This window comes from Limimaricola soesokkakensis (assembly GCF_900172345.1).
Classification (GTDB): Bacteria; Pseudomonadota; Alphaproteobacteria; order Rhodobacterales; family Rhodobacteraceae; genus Limimaricola; species Limimaricola soesokkakensis.
The window spans coordinates 453353-473141 of the sequence record NZ_FWFY01000003.1; the positions used below are offsets into that span (position 1 = coordinate 453353).

Sequence of the window (19789 nt, forward strand, 5' to 3'; positions counted from 1 at the left end):
GACCTCTGCATATCGGACCTCGCGCACGCTGCGTGGTTTGCGCCACGCTCGCTCCCGAACGGCTTGCCGTCACGGCAGCGGCCGCTAGGGTCTGGCCCAGCCGGGCGTGTCGCCCGAGGGAGCGACAGATGCAGACCGAACAGTTTCGAGAGATCGTGGAGGAAGCCCGCAGCGCCCCTTCCGCTCTCAACACGCAGCCCGCGCGCTGGCGCCGCAAGGGCGACACGATCCTGATCGGTTGCGACCCCGCCGCGACGCTGCCCGTCTCCGACCCGCATGGCATTGCCGCCGGCCTCGCCTGCGGCGCGGCGGCAGAGGCCACGATCCTCGCGCTCTCGACGCGGCGCATGGGGGCGGGCTTTACAGACCTCTGGGGTCAGGACGACCGGGAGACGATGCCGGGGCTGCGGCTGGCGGCGCGGATCACGCTCGAGGCGCAGACCGACCCCGACCCGCTGGGGAGGCAGTTGCCGCTGCGCTTCAGCGATCGGGGCCCCTACGAGCCGGGCCCGGTGGATCTCTATGGCTGGACCCGCCGCGATGCGATCCTGGTCACCGACGCGGGCCGTCGCGACTGGCTGGCCGATCTGCATGACCGGGCGGCGATGGCGCATCTGCGCAACCGCGCGGCGCGGCGTGAGTTGCTGTCATGGCTGCGGCTGAGCCCGCGCCACCCGCGCAAGCGCCATGACGGGCTCGACCGGGCGACGCTGCGACTGAGCCCGCGCGCCGCGGCCGAGGCACGGCTGGTGCTGGGCCCGTTGTGGCGCCCGGTGGATATGCTGGGACTGACCGACAGGCTGGTGGGCGAGACCATGCAGATCCGCAGCAGCGCGGTGATCGCGCTGTTCCACCGGCCCGTCGTCGACAGCCCGGTGACCGCGGGCCGCGCCTATCTGCGGTTGCTGCTCGAAGCCTCGAAGCTGGGCCTCGCGGGCTGGCCGATGGGGGTGCTGACCTCGCGCCACGACGCGCGCGAGGAGGTGGCGCGGCATGTCGGGATCGATCCGGAGCGGCGGCTGATGCAGGTTATCCGTTTCGGCCCGCCCGGGGCGCATCCCGATCAGCGTGCGCGGCGGCCCTTGGAGGAGCTGATCGTCTGATCGCTCAGACGTGGTGCAGATCGGCCCAGATCGGCAGATGATCCGAGGCCGCGGGAGCGGGCTGCTCGTGCCAGACGCCGCTTTCGGCGATCACCAGCCCCGGGCCGGTGGCGATCCGGTCGAGCGCGGCCACGGGACGGCGGGCGTGAAAGCTGCGCCCCGGTGCGTGGATCTCGAATTTCCGCGCCAGCCGGCCCAGCCCGACGCGTTCCGACCACTCGTTCATGTCGCCTGCCAGCACCGTCGGGCGTTCGGGCATCCGGTTCAGCTCGTCCATGATATGGGTGAGCTGCAGCCGGCGCGAGCCGCGCAGCAGCCCCAGATGCAGCCCGCCCACCCGCAGAGGTCCCGCCGGCGTGTCGAGATCGGCGGCGATCGCGCCGCGCGGCTCGAAGCCCGGGAGCACCATCCGGTGCAGGTCTCGCACCGCGATGCCCTCGCGCACCAGCATCGCGTTGCCGTGCCATCCGAGGCTCTTGGCCGATTGTCCGAAATCCACGACATGCAGGCCGCCGAGCTGCGAAAGCTCGGTCAGGGGGATCGCGGTGGGCCGTGCCCCGAGCCGCAGATCGGCCTCCTGCAGCACCACGATATCGGCCTCCATCGCCGCGATGACGTTGCAGATCCGGGCCGGGTTGCGGCGCCGATCAGTGCCCAGCGCCTTGCGGATGTTGTAGCTCACCAGTCTGAGGCGGCCGGGACGGAGATGGGGCTGGGTCATGGCATCCTCACAGCATCGGCGCACCGAGGCGGAACACCCCCTCGGCCAGCCTGCGCCCGAGGCCGGGGCGGCGCACGCCCTCGCGGCACAGCGCCGTCTCGGCCGCGAACCAGTCGGCCAAGAGCGCGACCGATCCCGCATCATAGACGAAGACCGCCACTTCGAAATTGAGCAACATCGAGCGCACATCGAAATTGGCCGAACCGGCCCAGGCCGCGTCGTCGATCACGCCCGCCTTGGCATGGGTCATCTGCCTTGGCAGCTGGAGCACCCGACCGCCGGCCTCGTCGAGACTGCGCAGATAGGCGCCGCGCGCGAAATCGGCGATCCGCTGGTTCGAGCGGGCAGGGACCATGACGCGCACGTCGACACCACGCCGCGCCGCGGTGCACAGCGCCGCGTTGAGCGGCTCGGTCGGCAGGTAGTAGGGCGTAGCGATCCAGATCCGGCGGGTAGCGGCGTGGATCATCTGCACCAGAACATCGTGCAGCGGATCGAGATGGGTATCGGGTCCCGAGGGGACGACCTGCACCACCGCATCGCCGGGACGCTCTTCGACATGCAGCTCCGGCAGCGCGTCGGGGTTATCTTCGACAACACCCCAATCGGCGCGAAACAGGTCCCACAGCACCTCGACCGAGGGACCCTGAAGCGTGAAGGACAGGTCGCGCCACAGCTCGGGGTCGCGCGGTCCGCGACCGGTCTGCAGCGGTGTCCCCATGTATTCGCAGCCGACATTGCGACCGCCGGTCCAGGCGCGGGCGCGGTCGGCGATGATCATCTTGCGGTGGTTGCGCAGGTTCATGTGGCCCTTCAACGGCCAGTTCAGGAAGGGCTGGTGCCAGCGCAGTTCGCCCCCCGCCGCCTCGAAGCGCGCCAGCGCCGCGCGCGGGCACCAGAAGCCGCCCAGCCGGTCAATGATCAGCCGCACCTGCACGCCATCCTCGACCTTGGCGGTGAGCCGGTCGACGAAATCGCGGCCGATCTCGTCGTCGTGGATCAGGTAGAAGGTGATGTCGAGCTCGTGTCGGGCGCTCGCCACGAGGTCCCGCATCGCCTCGCGCGCATGGGCCGCGTCACGATGCAGCTCGATCTTGTTGCCGGCGCTGGCGGGCGGCACGCCATAGGCGCGAAACGCCTCCGAGGGGCCGCCGGCAGGGTCTGGCCGGTCGCGGCCGGCGGAGGAGGAGAACCGGATGAAGGGGTGGCGGGTCCGGGTCTTGCGGAACCCCAGAGCGAAGAACAGCGGGATCGCGGCCCAAGGCAGCAGGATGATCGCGAGTATCCAAGCCGCGGCCGATTGCGGGGTGCGCCGCTGCTGCAGCAGCATCACCGTGGCGAGCAGCGCGAAGCCGATCCCGAGCAATGTGAAGAGGAACGTGTCGTAGGTGAACAAGCGCCCGGAATCCTTATGCTCCATCAAGATGTGGGGGAAACGCCGCCCTTGCGCAACGGGGTTCCGCGCCGCCGGACATCGATGCACAGATCATGCGCGAAAGTGACAGTTGGACCGGGCGGGCCGGGCCACTAGCTCAGTCTCGTCAGGATCGGGAGAATACCATGGAGCTTGGCCTCTACACCTTCGGCGATGTCGGCACGGACCCGGTCACCGGGGCCCGGGTCGACCCGGCGCTCAGGCTGTCGCAGCTCGTCGAGGAGATCGCGCTCGCCGACGAGGTTGGGCTCGACGTGTTCGGACTGGGCGAGCATCACCGCCCGGACTACGCGGTGTCGGCGCCGGCGGTGGTGCTGGCGGCGGCGGCCGGGCGCACGCGGCGGATCAGGCTCAGCAGCGCCGTCACCGTGCTGTCCTCGGACGATCCGATCCGGGTGTTTCAGCAATTCGCGACGCTCGACAACCTGACGAATGGCCGGGCCGAGATCATTGCCGGACGCGGCTCCTTCATCGAGAGCTTTCCGCTCTTCGGCCACGACCTCGAGGACTACGAGGACCTGTTCGAGGAAAAGCTGCAGCTTTTGATGGCGTTGAACGAGGGCGAGGTGATCCGCTGGCCCGGCAGCACCCATACCCATGCGATTCCCGGGCGCGGCGTCTATCCACGGCCCGTGCAGGAACGGCTGCCGATCTGGCGCGCCGTGGGCGGCTCGCCGCAATCGGTGGCCCGTGCCGGTGCGCTGGGCCTGCCGATGGCGCTCGCGATCATCGGTGGCGAGCCAGCGCGTTTCGCGCCCCTGTTCGACCTCTACCGCAAGAGCGCCGCGCAGGCGGGGCAGGAGGCCAGCGCGCTGAAGACCTCCCTCAACGTGCATGGCTTCGTAGCCGAAACCAGCCAGCAGGCCGCCGACATCATCTATCCGGCGCAGGCCGAGGTGATGAACCGGATCGGCCGCGAGCGGGGCTGGGGCCCCACGAACCGCGCCCAGTTCGACGCGGCGCGCGGGCCGGGCGGCGCGCAGTTCGTCGGCAGTCCCGCCGAGATGGTCGACAAGATCCTCGCCACGCACGAGATCTTCGGCTTCGACAGGCTGCTGATCCAGATGGCGATCGGGGTCTATGACCACGCGCATCTGATGAAGGCGATCGAGCTTTTCGGCACCCGCGTCGCGCCCGAACTGCGCCGCGCCACGGCCTGATGCGGATCGGCGTCATCTCGGACACGCACGGGCTCTTGCGGCCCGAGGCGCTCGTCGCGCTGGCCGGGGTGGACCGCATCCTGCATGGCGGGGATATCGGCCGCGAGGATATCGTGACGGCACTGGAGAAGATCGCGCCGGTCACGGCGATCCGGGGCAATGTCGATACCGCGCCGTGGTGCCGGCGATTTCCCGAAACGCGCGATCTCGAACTGGGCGGGTTGCGGCTCCACATGCGGCATGACCGCAAGACGCTCGATTTCGATCCCGCCGCGCGGGGCTTCGACGTGGTGATCAGCGGACATTCGCACAAGCCGCTGATCGAGAGACGGGGCGGCGTGCTCTATCTCAACCCCGGCGCCGCCGGACCGCGGCGGTTCAAGCTGCCGATCACGATGGCCATTCTGAGGCCAGGGTCGGATGGACCCATGGCCGATCTGGTGCCCCTCCTCGATTGAGGCGCGTTGCCGCGCTGCGGCGTATGCAACGGGTTGCCAGAACGACACCGCTCTCGTAGGTTTCGTTTAGCAGAATACAATTCTACTATGCGAAATTCAGGGAGGAGACTGAAATGACGCGATTTCTGAAGGCGGCCCTCGCCTCGACGATTCTCGCCGGTGCCACGCTCGGCTCCGTCGCCCATGCCGAAACCACGCTGTTCTTCGGCGAGGCCGGTCCCAACCGCGGCGCCCGCGCCGAGGCGCTGAACTGGTTCGTGGAGGACGTGAAGACCCGCACCGATGGCGAGCTGAACTTCGACGTGCAGTGGGGCGGCGCCCTGTTTAAGGCCGATGCCGCAGCCCAGGCCGTGGCCGATGGCGTGGCCGATGCTGGCACCATCATTGGTGTCTACTTCCCGCAGGAGATGCTGGCCTATGGCATCGCCGACCTGCCGGTGCAGAACCCCGACCCTTGGGTCGGCATGAAGGCCACCGACGAGCTGATGCGCGGCTCCGAGGCGATCCAGGCGAACCTCGCCGATCAGAACCTCGTCTATCTTGGCACCTACACCACCTCGGCGGTGCATATCGGCTGCAAGGGCGCTGCGATCCGCACGGTCGAGGACATCGACGGGCTCAAGGTCCGCGGCGTCGGCGCCTATGGCAAGACCTTCGCCGATTTCGGCGCGAACCTCGTCAACATGTCGATCTACGACGCTTATCAGGGCCTCGATTCGGGCCTGCTCGATTGCTCCCAGGGCTATTCCTACGCGGTCGGCGCGCTGAACCAGCAGGAGGTCATGGACAGCTACACCATGCTCAACTGGGGCCAGGTCGGCGCACTCGGCATCTTCATGAACAAGGACGCCTTCGACGCGCTGCCCGAAGACCAGCAGCAGGCGCTGATGGAAGCGGGCAAGGGCCTCTCGGACGAGTTCGGCCGTCTCGTGAACGCCGACAACGACGCCGCCATCGAGAAGATGAAGGAAGCCGGTGTCGAGATCATCGAGCTGCCCGCCGAGGAGCGCGCCAAGCTGGTCGAGAAGGGCAACACCTATCTCGAGGAGTGGGCGGCCCAGGCCGATGCCGCAGGTCTCGACGGCGCAGCCCTGCTCGAGGAGTACCGCAGCCTGATCGCCAAGTACCAGGCCGAGGTCGAAGAGAAGGGTTACCCCTGGGAGCGTGGCTGAACCACGCCCCATGGGAGCTAAGGGCGGCGCGCCTCACCCGCGTCGCCCGTCTTTCACCTGACGATATCCGCTGATGACCGCCGGGGCCCGGCCCCGGCGCCAAGGGAGTGCGCATGCTGAGCCGTATCGAAAGCTTCCTGCTCAACCTCGCCGCCGCGGCGGTGATCGGGCTTGGGCTGCTGATCACCACCAGCGTGGTGCTGCGCGCGACGCTGAACTCGGGCATCCCCGACACGATCAACATGGTGCGCGAACTGATGGTCGCCGCCATCGTGCTGCCGCTCGCGGCCACGGCGGCGGCGCGCGGCAACATCGTGGTCGAGGTGCTGTCCGAGCGGCTGCCGCCGCGCACGCAGGATTGGCTGGTGGTGCTGGGCTCCCTGATCGGCCTTTTGGCGCTGGCGCCGCTGATCTGGGCCGGCTGGAACGAGGCGGTGCACACGCTGCAATCGGGAAGCTACTTCTTCGGCCAGCTGTCTTTGCCGAAATGGCCGGGCCGCGTGATCTTCCTGTTCGGCGTCTCGTTCTGCTGGCTGCGCCTCGCGATCCAGATGGTGGGCGACATCCGCACCATCCGCTCGGGCGGCCGGGTCCTCGTCGATCCTTCCAAGCACTCTCCCCACGAAGAGGTCTGAGACCATGGACGGCACTCTCATCGGTCTCGTGGCCTTCGGCGCGGTCCTGTTCCTCTTGGCGCTGCGCGTGCCGATCGCCTTCGCGCTCGCGGCGATCGCCACCATCGGCACCTTCGTGATCTTCGCCTTCCGCACCGGCGCCTTCGCGCCGGAGCGGGCGATCCGGCCGACCACCTCGCTGGTCTTTTCCAACAGCTTCGATCTCATCCACAGCTACGACCTGTCGATGATCCCGCTCTTCGTGGCGCTGGGGCATATCGCCTACCGCGCCGACATCACCACCAAGATCTACCATGCCGCCCGCGTCTGGCTCGCCAAGGTGCCCGGCGGCGTGGCGATGGCCTCGGTCGTGGGCTGCGGCGGCTTCTCGGCGATCACCGGATCCTCGATCGCCTGTGCCTCGACCATGGGCCGCATCTGCACCCCCGAGATGCTCTCGGTGGGCTATGACAAGCGCCTCGCCACGGCGAGCGTCGCCGCCGGCGGCACGCTGGGCTCGCTCATTCCGCCATCCGTGCTGTTCATCATCTACGGCATCTTCACCGAGACCTCGATCAGCCAGCTGTTCCTCGCCGGTATCCTGCCGGGGATCGTGTCGCTGCTGGGCTTCCTGCTCGTCATCTTCATTTGGGTAAAACGCGACCCCGACGCCGCGCCGGCCTATACCGGCACCATCACCATGGCCGACCGGGGCCGTGCCGCGCTCGAGAGCTGGCCCGCCGTGCTGCTGTTCGTGATCATCGTCGGCGGCATATATGGCGGCATCTTCACTGCCACCGAAGCGGCGGCGGTCTGCGTCTCGGCCGCGGTGCTGATCGGGCTGGTGCAGCGCAAGCTGACGCTGCGCGCGATCTGGGAGAGCTTGCGCGAGACCTGCATCCAGACCACCTCGATCTTCCTGATCGCGGCGGGGGCCAAGATCTTCGTGGCCTTCATCGCGCTCACCGGCGTCGCGCCCGACATCGTCGAGGCTGTCACCGCGGCCGAACTGTCGCCGGTGTTGCTGATGGCCGCGATCGCGCTGATCTACCTCGCGCTGGGCATGTTCCTCGACCCGATCGGCATCATGGTGCTGACGCTGCCGCTGATGATCCCGCTGATCGAGACCTATGGCTTCGACCTGATCTGGTTCGGCGTCGTCGTCATCAAGCTCCTGGAGATCGGCCTGATCACGCCGCCCGTGGGCCTCAACGTCTTCGTCATCGCCGGCGTGGTGGGGCGCGACGTCCCGATCGACCGCATCTTCGCCGGCATCGCGCGGTTTTTGTCGGTGGACGTTCTGGTGCTGATCTTGATCATGGCGGTGCCGGCGCTGTCGCTGGTCATCCCCTATTCGATGTGAGGTGCCCATGAAGATCACCGACGAAAGCCAGGACCGCCGTTTCGCCACCACGCTGGCGCGGGGCCTGTCGGTGCTGCGCGCCTTCCGTCCCTCGGATGATGGGTTGGGCAATGCCGAGATCTCCGAGCGGACCGGCCTGCCGAAATCGACCGTCTCGCGGCTGACCTTCACGCTGCAGTCGCTAGGCTATCTCACCCATGCGCGGCGCCACGACCGCTACCGCCCCGGACCGGCGCTGCTGGCCTTGGGCAACGTGGCGAGCGCGTCCATTTCCTTCGTCGAGCTGTCCGGGCCGATCATGCAGCGCGTGGCCGACGAGACAGGCACGCTGGCGCTCTTGTCGGTGCGGGATCGGGGCCGGGTGCTGATCACCAAGACCTGGCGGCCGCAGAACGTCTCGTCGATCTGGCTCGAGGTGGGGCACCGGCTGCCCTTCAAGGGATCGAGCTCGGGCCACGCGATGCTGGCCGCCCTGTCGGAGGAAGGCTTCGTCGAGGCCGTCGCCGATGCCGAGGGGCATCGCGGGCTCGACGAGGAGACGGCGCGCGAGGCAAGGCGCGAGGCCTATACGCAGCTCGTCACCGAGGGCTTCGTGATCGCGAACCCGGCGGTCTACTTCGCCTCCAACATCCACGCCGTTTCGGTGCCGTTCCAGTCGCGCGACCTGAGCGAGCCGGTGGTCTTCACCTGCGGCGCCATGCCCAAGGATCTGAGCATGGAGCGGATGCGCGACGAGGTCGGGCCGAGGCTGCAGGCCGGGGTGCGCGAGCTGGAGCGGATCATGGGGCAGGGGCCATTCCTCACGCGGCACGAGATCTGAATGCCGCACTAGTTCCGCAATGCGGAATTAAGATTTGCATGTTGAAATAAATCGGCGCGATCGTTAGGTTGAGGCCGGAGAGGGAGGACCAGATGGCAGGTACAGTGCATTACGAAAGCCGGGGCCGGATCGCGGTCATCACGGTGGATCATGCGCCGGTGAACGCTCTGGGCCGCGACGTGCGGGCCGGGCTGGTGCAGGCGATCGAGCGGTTCGAGGCGGACGCCGCCGAGATTGCGGTGATCCACGGGGCCGGACGGCTCTTCATCGGCGGCGCCGACATCTCCGAATTCGGCAAGCCGCCGATGGAGCCGTCGCTGCCTGACGTGGTGAACCGGATCGAGGCCTGCACCAAGCCGGTCGTCGCCGCGATCCACGGGGCGGCCTTGGGTGGCGGTCTGGAGATCGCGCTCGGCGCGCATTACCGCGTCGCCGTCCCGGGCGCGCAGCTGGGGCTGCCGGAAACGAAGCTCGGCGTGATCCCCGGCGCCGGAGGCACCCAGCGCGCGCCGCGCCTGATCGGGGCAGAGGCCGCGATCGAGATGGCCACCACCGGTACCCCGGTTTCGGCCCAGAAGGCCGTCGAGCTGGGGCTGGTGGACCGTCTCGGCGAAGGCGAGGCGCTCGAGGCCGGTCTGGCCTATGCCGAGGAGCTGCTGGCGCAAGGCGCGGCCCCGCGCCCGGTGCGCGACATGGCTGCGCCCGCGCATGACGCCGCGATGTTCGAGGCCCGCCGCGCCGCGCTGCAAAAGAAGCTGCGCGGCGAGGTGGCCCCGCTGGCCGCGCTCGATGCGATCGAGGCCTCGACCAAGTTGGGCTTCGATGAGGGCCTCGCCGAGGAGCGGCGCCAGTTCATGAAGATGATGGAGACGCCGCAGCGCGCCGGCCTGATCCACGCCTTCTTCATCGAGCGCAAGGTCGCCAAACTGCCCGAGATCGAGGGCATCGCCCCGCGCGACGTCTCGGCCATCGGCGTGATCGGCGGCGGCACCATGGGGGCGGGCATCGCCACCGCGGCGTTGCTGCGCGGCCTGACCGTGACGCTGGTCGAGCGCGACGACGAGGCAGCATCCCGCGCCCGCGCCACCATCGAGAAGAACCTCGCCGCGGCGGTGAAGCGCGGCAAGCTAAAGGAAGACAAGCGCGACGCGATCCTCTCGGGCGCGCTCTCCTGCGTCACCGGCTACGACGCGCTGGGACAGGCCGACGTGATCATCGAGGCCGTGTTCGAGAGCATGGACGTCAAGAAGGCGGTCTTCACCGAGCTCGACCGGGTCGCGAAGCCCGGCGCGGTGCTGGCCACCAACACCTCCTATCTCGACATCAACGAGATCGCGCAGGCGACCAAGCGTCCCGAGGACGTAATCGGGCTGCACTTCTTTTCGCCCGCCCATGTGATGAAGCTTCTGGAGGTCGTGGTCGCCAACAAGACCGCCCCCGAGGTCACCGCCACCGCTTTCGCGCTCGGCAAGAAGCTCGGCAAGGTCTCGGTTCGCGCCGGTGTCTGCGACGGCTTCATCGGCAACCGCATCCTGTCGCATTACCGGACCGCTGCCGACCACATGATCCTCGACGGCGCCAGCCCCTACCAGATCGACAAGGCGCTGCGCGATTTCGGCTTCCCGATGGGCCCTTATCAGGTGGGAGACCTCGCCGGGCTCGACATCGGCTACATGACGCGGCAGCGGAAGGCCGATCAGCGCCATGAGCGCGACCGCTATCCCGGCTGGGCCGACACGCTCTACGAGAAGGGGCGGCTGGGCCAGAAGACCGGCCGCGGCTACTATATCTACGACGAGGAAAGCCCGCGCGGCCGCCCCGATCCGGAGGTCGAGGAGATCATCGCGGCCGAGCGCGAGAAGCAGGGCGTCAGCCCACGCGAGTTCGCCGACGAAGAGATCGTCGAGCGCTATATGGCCGCCATGGTCAACGAGAGCGCCCGCGTGGTCGAGGAGGGCATTGCGCAGCGCCCGCTCGATGTCGATGTGACGCTGCTCTACGGCTACGGCTTTCCGCGCCATCGCGGCGGCCCGATGCACTATGCCGACACGGAAGGCCTCGCCACGATCCGCGACCGGATCAGGCAATACGCCGCCGCCGACGACCACTTCTGGCAGGTCGCGCCGCTGCTCGACCGCCTCGCCAACGAGAATTCCACATTCGCCAGCCTGAACGGCTGAGAGGGAGAGACGACATGACCGACGCCGTCATCGTATCCACCGCCCGCACACCGATCGGCAAGGCCGCCCGGGGCGCATTCAACATTACCCATGGCGCCGACATGGCCGGCCACGCCGCCCGTCACGCGGTCGAGCGCGCCGGCATCGATCCGGCGCTGATCGAAGACGCGATCTTCGGCTGTGGCTACCCTGAATACGTCACCGGCGGCAACATCGCCCGCCAGGCGGTGATCCGTGCCGGAATGCCGGTTTCGATCGCAGCGACCACGGTGAACCGCTTCTGCGCCTCCGGGCTGCAGGCGATCGCCATGGGCGGCCACATGATCAGCCAGGAGGGCGCGAAGGCGGTCCTCGTCGGCGGCGTCGAGAGCATCTCGATGGTGCAGCCCCCCGTCCGCCACTCGCGCAACGCCTGGATCGAGGAGCACAAGCCCGAACTCTACCAAGCGATGATCGAGACCGCCGACACCGTGGCCAAGCGCTACGGCATCTCGCGCGAGGCGCAGGACGAACTGTCGCTGCAGAGCCAGATGCGTACTGCCGAAGCCCAGAAGGCCGGGCGCTATGACGCCGAAATCGCGCCGATGGAAGTGACCAAGGCCGTCAAGGACAAGGAGACCGGCGAGGTTTCCCACGTTACCGAGACCATCTCGATGGACGAGTGCAACCGCCCCTCGACCAACCTCGAGGGCCTGCAGAAACTCCAGCCGGTGCGCGGCGAAGGCAACTTCATCACCGCCGGCAACGCCAGCCAGCTCTCGGACGGCGCCGCGGCGCTGGTGATGATGGACCGCAAGGAGGCCGAGCGCCTCGGTCTCGATATCCTCGGCGCGTTCCGCGGCTTTGCCGTGGCGGGCTGCGAGCCCGACGAGATGGGCATCGGCCCGGTCTTCGCCGTGCCGCGTCTCTTAGAGCGTCAGGGCCTCACCGTCGACGACATCGACTTGTGGGAGCTGAACGAGGCCTTCGCCTCCCAGGCCCTCTACTGCCGCGACACGCTGGGCATCGATAACGACAAGCTCAACGTCTCGGGCGGCTCGATCTCGATCGGCCACCCCTTCGGCATGACCGGCGCGCGGATGACCGGCCACCTGATGATCGAGGGCCGCCGTCGCGGCGCCAAGCTCGGCGTCGTGACCATGTGCATCGGCGGCGGGCAGGGTGCTGCCGGCCTGTTCGAGATCTACTGAGAAGGGGGCCGCAATGGACCTGAGCTTCACCGAAGAGCAGAAGGCCTTCCGCGCCGAGGTGCGCCGCTTTCTGGATGAGAAACTGCCCAAGCGCCTTTCGGACAAGGGCCGTCTCGGCCAGCGGCTGACCAAGCAGGATTACGAGGAATGGCACGCCATCCTCAACGAGAAGGGCTGGCTCGCGGGCAACTGGCCGAAAGAGCATGGCGGCGCCGGCTGGAACGCGGTCGAGCGGCACATCTTCGAGGAAGAGACCACCGCCGCGCATGCGCCGCGCATCGTGCCGTTCGGTCTCGCGATGCTCGGCCCGGTGCTGCAGAAGTTCGGCTCCAAGGAGCAGCAGGACTACTGGCTGCCGCGCATTCTCAACGGTGACGACTGGTGGTGCCAGGGCTATTCCGAGCCGGGCGCGGGATCGGACCTCGCTTCGGTCAAGACCACCGCCGAACGCGACGGCGACCATTACGTGGTGAACGGGCAGAAGACCTGGACCACGCTGGGCCAGTACGCGAACATGATCTTCTGCCTCGTGCGCACCTCCAAGGAGGGCAAGCCGCAGGAGGGGATCTCCTTCCTGCTGGTCGACATGAACGACCCCGGCGTCACCGTGCGCCCGATCGTGCTGCTCGACGGCGAGCCGGAGGTGAACGAGGTCTTCTTCGACAACGTCCGCGTGCCGGTGGAGAACCTCGTCGGCGAGGAGAACAAGGGCTGGACCTACGCCAAGTACCTGCTGACGCATGAGCGCACCAACATCGCCGGGGTGGGCTTCGCCAATGCCGGTCTCGCGAACCTTAAGCGGATCGCGCGGCTCGAACAGTCGGGCGGCCGCCCGCTGATCGAGGATCCGCTCTTCGCGGCGAAGATCGCCGAGGTCGAAATCTCCCTGATGGCGATGGCCACGACCAACCTGCGGGTGGTTTCGGCCGCTGCCGCCGGTCAGGCGCCGGGCGCGGAAAGCTCGATGCTCAAGGTCAAGGGCACGGTGATCCGGCAGGAGATCAACGCGCTGACCAAGCAGGCGGTCGGTCCCTGGGCGATGCCCTTCGTTTCCGAGGCGCTGGAAGCGGGATCGAACGAGGGGCCGGTCGGCCCGTCCTACGCGATGTCTGCGACGCCGCATTACCTGAACAACCGCAAGCTCTCGATCTATGGCGGATCGAACGAGGTGCAGAAGACGATCATCGCCAAGGCGATCCTGGAACTCTGAGGGGCGGGACATGAACTTCCAACTGACCGAAGAGCGGCAGATGCTGCAGGACGGGCTGCGCCGCTATCTGGGCGAAGCCGTGACGCCGCAGGCCCTCGAAGCCGCGCAGACCACCGGCATGTCGCCCGATATCTGGGCCGGCCTGTCCGAGATGGGCGTCGCCGGTGCGCTGTTCACCGAAGATCAGGGCGGCTTCGGCGGGGCCGGTTTCGACCTGATGGTGGTGTTCGAGGAACTGGGCCGCGCGGGCGCGGTCGAGCCGATGCTCGAATTGCTGCTCGCCGGGCGGCTGGTCGCCGAGCTCGGCGACGAGACGCAGCAGGAGATCGTCGCGCAGGCGGTCGAAGGTGCGGTGCAGCTGGCCTTCGCGCATGGCGAACCGGCCAGCCGCTTCGATCTGGAGCGGGTCGAGACCCGCGCCGAGCGGAGCGGCGATGGCTGGACCCTCACGGGGCGCAAATCCGTCGTCGTCAACGGGGCGCAGGCCGATCACATCGTCGTCTCCGCCCGGACCTCGGGCGACGTCGCCGACCGCGACGGGATCAGCCTGTTCCTGCTGCCCAAGGGCACGGCGGGCATCGAAATCCGCGACTACCCGCTGAGCCAGGGCGGCCATGCGGCCGAGATCGTGCTCGACGGCGTGACGCTGCCTGCGGGCGCGCTGCTCGGCGCCGAGGGCCAGGCCTTCGAAGCGATCGAGACGGCGCAGGCCCGCGCCACCGCCGCGATCTGCGCCGATGCGCTTGGCGCGATGGAGACGGCGCGCGCGCTGACCGGCGACTATCTCAAGACCCGCAAGCAGTTCGGCCAGCCGATCGGCAAGTTCCAGGCGCTGCAGCACCGCGCCGCCGACATGCTGATCGAGATCGAGCAGGCGCGCTCGGCGGTGATCAATCTGTGCGGCCATCTCGAGGCCGACCGCGACACCCGCGAGATCCATGTCTCCGCGACCAAGCACCTCGTCGGCAAGGTTGCCCGGCTGGTGGCCGAGGAGGCGATCCAGATGCATGGCGGCATCGGCATGACCGAGGAATACGATCTCGGCCGTTTCGCGCGCCGCCTGTCGATGCTCGATCAGCGCTTCGGCGACGCGACCTTCCATCTCGGACGCTTCGTCCGGCTTCGGGCCGCCTGAGATGACCGGGGAGGGGATCATCAGGGGCGAGACCGGGGCGCAGCGGCTGCTGGGCTACACGCTCGACGTGGGTCAGGGTGACGGGCGCGCGCGCTGCCACCTGCGGGTGGGGCCGGAGCACACCAACCGGCACGGCATGCTGCATGGCGGCATCGTCGCGACGATCCTCGACAACGCGATGGGCGCCACCGGCAGCCTGACCCGCGACCCCGAAGGGCGGCACCCCTTCCTGACGATCTCGCTCAACACCCAGTACCTCGCCCCCGCCTGCGAGGGCGAGGCGCTGGTGGCGGTGGGCCGGATCACCGGCGGTGGCCGCAAGCTGTTGTTCATCGAGGGCGAGCTGCGGGCCGAGGATGGCCGTCTCGTCGCCACCGCGACTGGCGTGTTCAAGCCGGTGTCGCAACCTGCGAAGGAGGGCGCGGCATGAGCATGGCGCGGATCGAGGATCTCGGCGACCGGCTGGTGGTGTGGAACCTCAACGCTGCTCGGCGCGGCGCGCTGACGCCGGATTACTACGCGGCGCTGCAGGAGGCGATCATGACGGCGGCCTACACGCCGCGCATCGCCTGCGTGATCCTCGCCTCCGAGGGCGGCTTCTTCTGCGCCGGCGGCGATCTGGGCGTGTTGGCCACCCGCGCGACCCAGACCGAGGCCGAGCGGCGCGGCAATATTGACCGGCTGCACGACCTGATCCGCGCCGTGATCGGTTGCCCCAAGCCGGTGATCGCCGCCGTCGAGGGGGGCGCCGCCGGGGCCGGGCTGTCGCTGGCGCTCGCCTGCGATTTCACCATCGCCGCCGAGAGTGCCCGCTTCACCGCCGCCTATGTAAAGGCGGGGCTGGTGCCCGATGCCGGGCTCACGCATTTCCTTACCGCCCTGCTGCCGCGCGCGCTCGCCCGGCGTATGGTGCTATTGGGCGAGCCGATCGCGGCCGAGCGGCTGCACGGGCTCGGCGCGCTCTCCGAACTGGCGCCCGAAGGCGAGGTGTTCGAGCGCGCCATGGCGCTGGCCGACCGGCTGGCGCAGGGACCGACAGTGACGCAAGGCGAGATCAAGGCGCTGATGAACGGCGCCGCGACGGGCGATTTCTTTACCCAGCTCGATGCCGAGCGCGACGCCATGGCCCGCGCCCAGGGGACGGCCGAGGCCGCTGAGGGCATCGGCGCCTTCCTCGAAAAACGCAGCCCGGATTTCGCGAAGCTGAGGGAGAGGACATGATCGATCCGGTCTTCGACACCGCAGTGACCCGTGCCTATGGCACGCGGCTGCCGATCGTGGCGGGCGGGCTGATGTGGCTGTCGGACGCGTCCTATGTCTCGGCCTGCGCGCGCGCGGGCATCATCGGGTTCCTGACGGCGGCGAGCTTTCCCGAGCCCGAGGCGCTGCGCGCCGAGATCCGGCGCACGCGCGAGATGTCGCAGGGCGGCACCTTCGGGGTCAACGTTTCGATGCTGCCAAAGCTGGTGCCGGGCGAGCGCACGGAAGAGATCTTCGCGCTGATCGCCGAGGAGGGCGTGAGCTTCGTCGAGACCTCGGGGCGCAACCCCGAGCCATGGCTGCCGATACTGAAGGATGCCGGGATTACCGTGCTGCACAAGGTGCCCTCGGTGCGCTTCGCCGAGAAGGCACAGGCGGTGGGCGTCGACATGGTGTCGATCGTCGGCGCCGAATGCGGCGGCCATCCCGGCCTCGACCTCGTCGGTTCCTTCGTCAACCTCGCGCTGGCCGAGCGGCGGCTGAAGATCCCGTTCCTGATCGGCGGCGGCGTCGGCCATGGCGGGCAGATCGTCGCGGCGCTGGCGGGCGGCGCCTCGGGCGTCGTGGTCGGCACGCGCTTTCTCGTCGCCGAGGAGATCAGCGCGCATCCCGATTACAAGCGGGCGCTGTCGGGGGCGAAGGAGACCGACACGATGCTCACCATGTCGAGCGTGCGCAACACGATCCGCACGCTCAGGAACGAGACATCGGAGACGGTAGCGCGCCTCGAGGCCGAGAACCCGGAGATCGGGATCGAGGCGCTGCTGCCGCATGTCGCGGGGCGGATCGGGCGGCAGGCCTACGAGACCGGCGACGTGTCGCGCGGCATGCTCTCGGCCGGTCAGTCGCTGGGGCTCACCGGGGAGATCGCGCCGCTGGCGGAGATCGTCGGCGGGCTCGAGGAGGAGGCGTTGGCGGCGCTGGCGCGGCTGCGCCCGGCGCCTTCGCGCGACAGGATGCAGGAGGGGATGATCGCATGACGAGTGCCGAGATGGCCCAGAGCCCCGAGGCCGGGACGAGGACGCGCCGGGTGCACGAGCTGATCGCCCGGCAGGCGGCCGAACGCGGCGACGCGCCGGGGCTGATCGACAGCGATGGCCGCGTGCTGAGCCATGCCGAATACCACGCCGCCATCGAGGAGATGGCCGTGCTGCTGCGCGACCGCGCCGTGGGGCCGGGCGACCGGGTGTTGATCGTCGCCGAGAACTGCGCCGCCGCGGCGTTGGCGATCTTCGCGACCTCGCGTCTCGACGCCATCGCGGTGCCGGTCAACGCCCGCATGACCGGCCCCGAGTTGGAGCGCATCACCGCTCATGCCGCGCCGCGCACGATCCTCTACACCTCGCATGTCTCGCCCGAGGCGCGCGCTCATGCGCAGGCGGCGGGTGCGGCGGAGGTCACCACCACGACCGGCAGCCTCGGCATCGCCACGGGCCCCGCCGGAGCCCCGGAGCCGGGGCCCGAGGGCCCCGAACGGGTCGCCGTGATCCTCTACACCACCGGCACCACGGGCGATCCCAAGGGCGTGATGCTGACCCATGCCAACCTGCTCTTCGCCGGCGCCTCGAGCGCCGCGATGCGCGCGATGGTGCTCGGGGACCGGATCTACGGGGCCCTGCCGCTGACCCATGTATTCGGCCTCGCCTCGATGCTGATGGCCGGCGCCTCCTGCGGCGCCTGCGTCCAGTTGGAGACCCGCTTCGCCCCCGACCGGCTGCTGGCCGCCCTGAAGGATGGCGCGACGGTGCTGCCGGCTGTGCCGCAGATGCACGCTCTGCTGATGAAGCACACGGCCTCGCTCGGGCTCGACCGGCTGGAGGGCGCGAAGCTGCGCTACGTCTCCTCCGGCGCCGCGCCGCTCGACCCGGCATGGAAGCGCAAGGCCGAGGCCTTCTACGGTCTACCGCTTCAGAACGGCTACGGCATGACCGAGAGCACGGCGGGCGTCTGCGGCACCCGCAACCCGATCGGCACGCCCGACGTCTCGGTCGGCCCGGCGCTGCCCGGCATCGAGATCCGCATCGACCCGGCAGCGAGCGATGCCGAGGGCGTGGGCGAGATCCACACGCGGGGACCCCATGTGATGAAGGGCTACTACCGCAACCCCGAGGCCACGGCGCAGGTGATCGACGCCGAAGGCTGGCTCAAAACCGGCGATCTGGGCCGGATCGACGCCGAGGGCCGCCTGCACGTGGTGGGCCGTTGCAAGGAGCTGATCATCCGCTCCGGCTTCAACGTCTACCCGCCCGAGGTCGAGGCGGCGCTGAACGACCACCCCTGCGTGGTGCAGGCCGCCGTCATCGGCCGCAGCCGGGGCGGCAACGAGGAGGTGCTGGCCTTCGTGCAGTGCACCGATCCGGTGCCGGAGCCCGCGACGCTGAAAGCCCATGTCTCGGAGCGTCTTTCGAGCTACAAGCGGCCATCGAAGATCCTGATCGTGGACCGGTTGCCCGCCGCGGCGACCGGCAAGATCCTGAAACACAAGCTGCTGGGCACCTTCGCGGATCGCCTGGCCGAACTCGACGCGGAGGAGAACTGACATGCCCAAGGACACACACGGCCACGGCCCCGAACTCGCTCAATTCGACTGGAGCGACCCGTTCCTGCTGGAGGCCCAGCTCGACGAGGACGAGCGGATGCTGCGCGACGCGGCGCAGGCCTTCGCACAGGACAAGCTCGCCCCGCGCGTGACCGAAGCCTACCGCGAAGAGACGGCCGATCCGTCGATCTTCCGCGAGATGGGCGAGGCCGGGCTGCTCGGTGTGACCGTCGAGGAGGAGTTCGGCGGTCTCGGCGCGTCCTATGTCACCTATGGCCTGATCGCCCGCGAGGTGGAGCGCGTGGACAGTGGCTACCGCTCGATGATGTCGGTGCAGTCGAGCCTCGTGATCTACCCGATCCACGCCTACGGCTCCGATGAGCAGAAGAAGAAATACCTCCCCGGCCTGTGCTCGGGCGAGCTGATCGGCTGCTTCGGTCTGACCGAGCCTGATGCGGGCTCCGACCCCGCCGGCATGAAGACCGTCGCCAAGAAGACCGACACCGGCTACCGGCTTTCGGGCTCCAAGATGTGGATCTCGAACGCGCCGTTCGCGGATGTCTTTGTGGTCTGGGCCAAGTCCGAGGCGCATGACGGCAAGATCCGTGGTTTCATCCTCGAGAAGGGCATGACCGGCCTCTCGGCGCCCAAGATCGGTGGCAAGCTGAGCTTGCGTGCCTCGACCACTGGCGAGATCGTCATGGACGGCGTCGAGGTCGGCGAGGATGCGCTGCTGCCAAACGTGCAGGGCCTCAAGGGTCCGTTCGGCTGTCTCAACCGCGCGCGTTACGGCATCAGCTGGGGCGCGATGGGTGCGGCCGAGGCCTGCTGGCACGCCGCGCGGCAATACGGCCTCGATCGCAAGCAGTTCAACAAGCCGCTGGCGCAGACCCAGCTGTTCCAGAAGAAGCTCGCCGACATGCAGACCGAGATCGCGCTCGGCCTGCAGGGCTCCCTGCGTCTGGGCCGGTTGATGGACGAGGGCCGCGCCTCGCCCGAGCTGGTCAGCCTGATGAAGCGCAACAATTGCGGCAAGGCGCTCGAGATCGCGCGCCATGCCCGCGACATGCATGGCGGCAACGGCATCTCCGACGAGTTCCCGGTGATGCGCCACATGATCAACCTGGAAACCGTGAACACCTATGAGGGCACGCATGACGTTCATGCGCTGATCCTGGGCCGCGCCCAGACCGGCCTGCAGGCGTTCTTCTGAGACAGGAGCAGATGATGAAGATCCTAGTCCCCGTGAAGCGGGTGATCGACTACAACGTGAAGGTTCGGGTGAAGTCGGACGGCACGGGGGTCGACCTGGCGAACGTGAAGATGTCGATGAACCCGTTCGACGAGATCGCGGTCGAGGAGGCGATCCGGCTGAAGGAGGCGGGTGTCGCCTCCGAGGTAGTCGCGGTCTCGATCGGCGTGAAGCAGG

19 protein-coding genes are annotated in these 19789 nt (G+C 68.5%); 17 read left to right on the forward strand and 2 right to left on the reverse strand.

The window, feature by feature from the left end; all coding sequences use genetic code 11:
- Positions 1-128: 128 nt before the first annotated feature.
- On the forward strand, positions 129-1103 hold the full coding sequence (locus LOS8367_RS07555) for a hypothetical protein (protein WP_085895860.1): 975 nt from the start codon (positions 129-131) through the stop codon (positions 1101-1103).
- Positions 1104-1107: 4 nt separating this feature from the next.
- On the opposite strand, the gene LOS8367_RS07560 is transcribed toward LOS8367_RS07555, so the two are convergent.
- Both LOS8367_RS07560 and LOS8367_RS07565 read right to left on the reverse strand, forming a co-directional pair.
- Positions 1108-1824, reverse strand: coding sequence for an endonuclease/exonuclease/phosphatase family protein (locus LOS8367_RS07560; protein WP_085895861.1), 717 nt, complete (start codon positions 1822-1824; stop codon positions 1108-1110).
- 7 nt (positions 1825-1831) lie between these two features.
- Positions 1832-3220: a phospholipase D-like domain-containing protein gene (locus LOS8367_RS07565; RefSeq protein WP_242665530.1), complete on the reverse strand. Its 1389-nt coding sequence runs from the start codon at positions 3218-3220 to the stop codon at positions 1832-1834.
- 164 nt (positions 3221-3384) lie between these two features.
- Between LOS8367_RS07565 and LOS8367_RS07570 the strand changes: the two genes are divergently transcribed.
- The 16 genes from LOS8367_RS07570 to LOS8367_RS07645 all read left to right on the forward strand — a co-directional run.
- On the forward strand, positions 3385-4419 hold the full coding sequence (locus LOS8367_RS07570; RefSeq protein ID WP_085895863.1) for an LLM class flavin-dependent oxidoreductase: 1035 nt from the start codon (positions 3385-3387) through the stop codon (positions 4417-4419).
- Positions 4419-4877: a metallophosphoesterase family protein gene (locus LOS8367_RS07575; protein ID WP_085895864.1), complete on the forward strand. Its 459-nt coding sequence runs from the start codon at positions 4419-4421 to the stop codon at positions 4875-4877. The genes LOS8367_RS07570 and LOS8367_RS07575 overlap by 1 nt, the downstream gene beginning before the upstream one ends.
- 113 nt (positions 4878-4990) lie before the next feature.
- Complete coding sequence (locus LOS8367_RS07580) at positions 4991-6049, forward strand: C4-dicarboxylate TRAP transporter substrate-binding protein (protein WP_085895865.1); 1059 nt, start codon at positions 4991-4993, stop codon at positions 6047-6049.
- Between the two features lie 113 nt (positions 6050-6162).
- Positions 6163-6684 carry a TRAP transporter small permease gene (locus tag LOS8367_RS07585; RefSeq protein ID WP_085895866.1) on the forward strand — a complete coding sequence of 174 codons (522 nt, stop codon included), beginning with the start codon at positions 6163-6165 and terminating at the stop codon, positions 6682-6684.
- Positions 6685-6688: 4 nt separating this feature from the next.
- The gene (locus tag LOS8367_RS07590; protein WP_085895867.1) at positions 6689-8026 is read left to right on the forward strand and encodes a TRAP transporter large permease; all 1338 of its coding nucleotides are present in this window, start codon (positions 6689-6691) and stop codon (positions 8024-8026) included.
- Between the two features lie 7 nt (positions 8027-8033).
- Positions 8034-8846 carry an IclR family transcriptional regulator gene (locus LOS8367_RS07595; protein WP_085895868.1) on the forward strand — a complete coding sequence of 271 codons (813 nt, stop codon included), beginning with the start codon at positions 8034-8036 and terminating at the stop codon, positions 8844-8846.
- A 92-nt stretch (positions 8847-8938) separates the two neighbouring features.
- Positions 8939-11026, forward strand: a complete 2088-nt coding sequence (locus LOS8367_RS07600; RefSeq protein WP_165761410.1) for a 3-hydroxyacyl-CoA dehydrogenase NAD-binding domain-containing protein — start codon at positions 8939-8941, stop codon at positions 11024-11026.
- A 14-nt stretch (positions 11027-11040) separates the two neighbouring features.
- Entirely contained in the window at positions 11041-12216 is a 1176-nt protein-coding gene (locus LOS8367_RS07605) for an acetyl-CoA C-acyltransferase (protein WP_085895869.1), read from the forward strand.
- Positions 12217-12229: 13 nt separating this feature from the next.
- Complete coding sequence (locus LOS8367_RS07610) at positions 12230-13426, forward strand: acyl-CoA dehydrogenase family protein (protein WP_085895870.1); 1197 nt, start codon at positions 12230-12232, stop codon at positions 13424-13426.
- A 10-nt stretch (positions 13427-13436) separates the two neighbouring features.
- Entirely contained in the window at positions 13437-14561 is a 1125-nt protein-coding gene (locus LOS8367_RS07615) for an acyl-CoA dehydrogenase family protein (RefSeq protein WP_085895871.1), read from the forward strand.
- 1 nt (position 14562) lies between these two features.
- Positions 14563-14991 (forward strand): PaaI family thioesterase, encoded by a 429-nt coding sequence (locus tag LOS8367_RS07620; protein WP_085895872.1) that lies wholly within the window; start codon positions 14563-14565, stop codon positions 14989-14991.
- Positions 14988-15782: an oxepin-CoA hydrolase, alternative type gene (locus LOS8367_RS07625; protein WP_085895873.1), complete on the forward strand. Its 795-nt coding sequence runs from the start codon at positions 14988-14990 to the stop codon at positions 15780-15782. The genes LOS8367_RS07620 and LOS8367_RS07625 overlap by 4 nt, the downstream gene beginning before the upstream one ends.
- Positions 15779-16801, forward strand: a complete 1023-nt coding sequence (locus LOS8367_RS07630; RefSeq protein WP_085895874.1) for an NAD(P)H-dependent flavin oxidoreductase — start codon at positions 15779-15781, stop codon at positions 16799-16801. The genes LOS8367_RS07625 and LOS8367_RS07630 overlap by 4 nt, the downstream gene beginning before the upstream one ends.
- Positions 16798-18360, forward strand: a complete 1563-nt coding sequence (locus LOS8367_RS07635; RefSeq protein WP_085895875.1) for a class I adenylate-forming enzyme family protein — start codon at positions 16798-16800, stop codon at positions 18358-18360. The genes LOS8367_RS07630 and LOS8367_RS07635 overlap by 4 nt, the downstream gene beginning before the upstream one ends.
- 1 nt (position 18361) lies before the next feature.
- The gene (locus tag LOS8367_RS07640) at positions 18362-19573 is read left to right on the forward strand and encodes an acyl-CoA dehydrogenase (protein ID WP_085895876.1); all 1212 of its coding nucleotides are present in this window, start codon (positions 18362-18364) and stop codon (positions 19571-19573) included.
- Between the two features lie 14 nt (positions 19574-19587).
- Positions 19588-19789, forward strand: a 202-nt coding sequence (locus LOS8367_RS07645; protein ID WP_442354854.1) for an electron transfer flavoprotein subunit beta/FixA family protein, incomplete at its 3' end; no start/stop codon positions are given.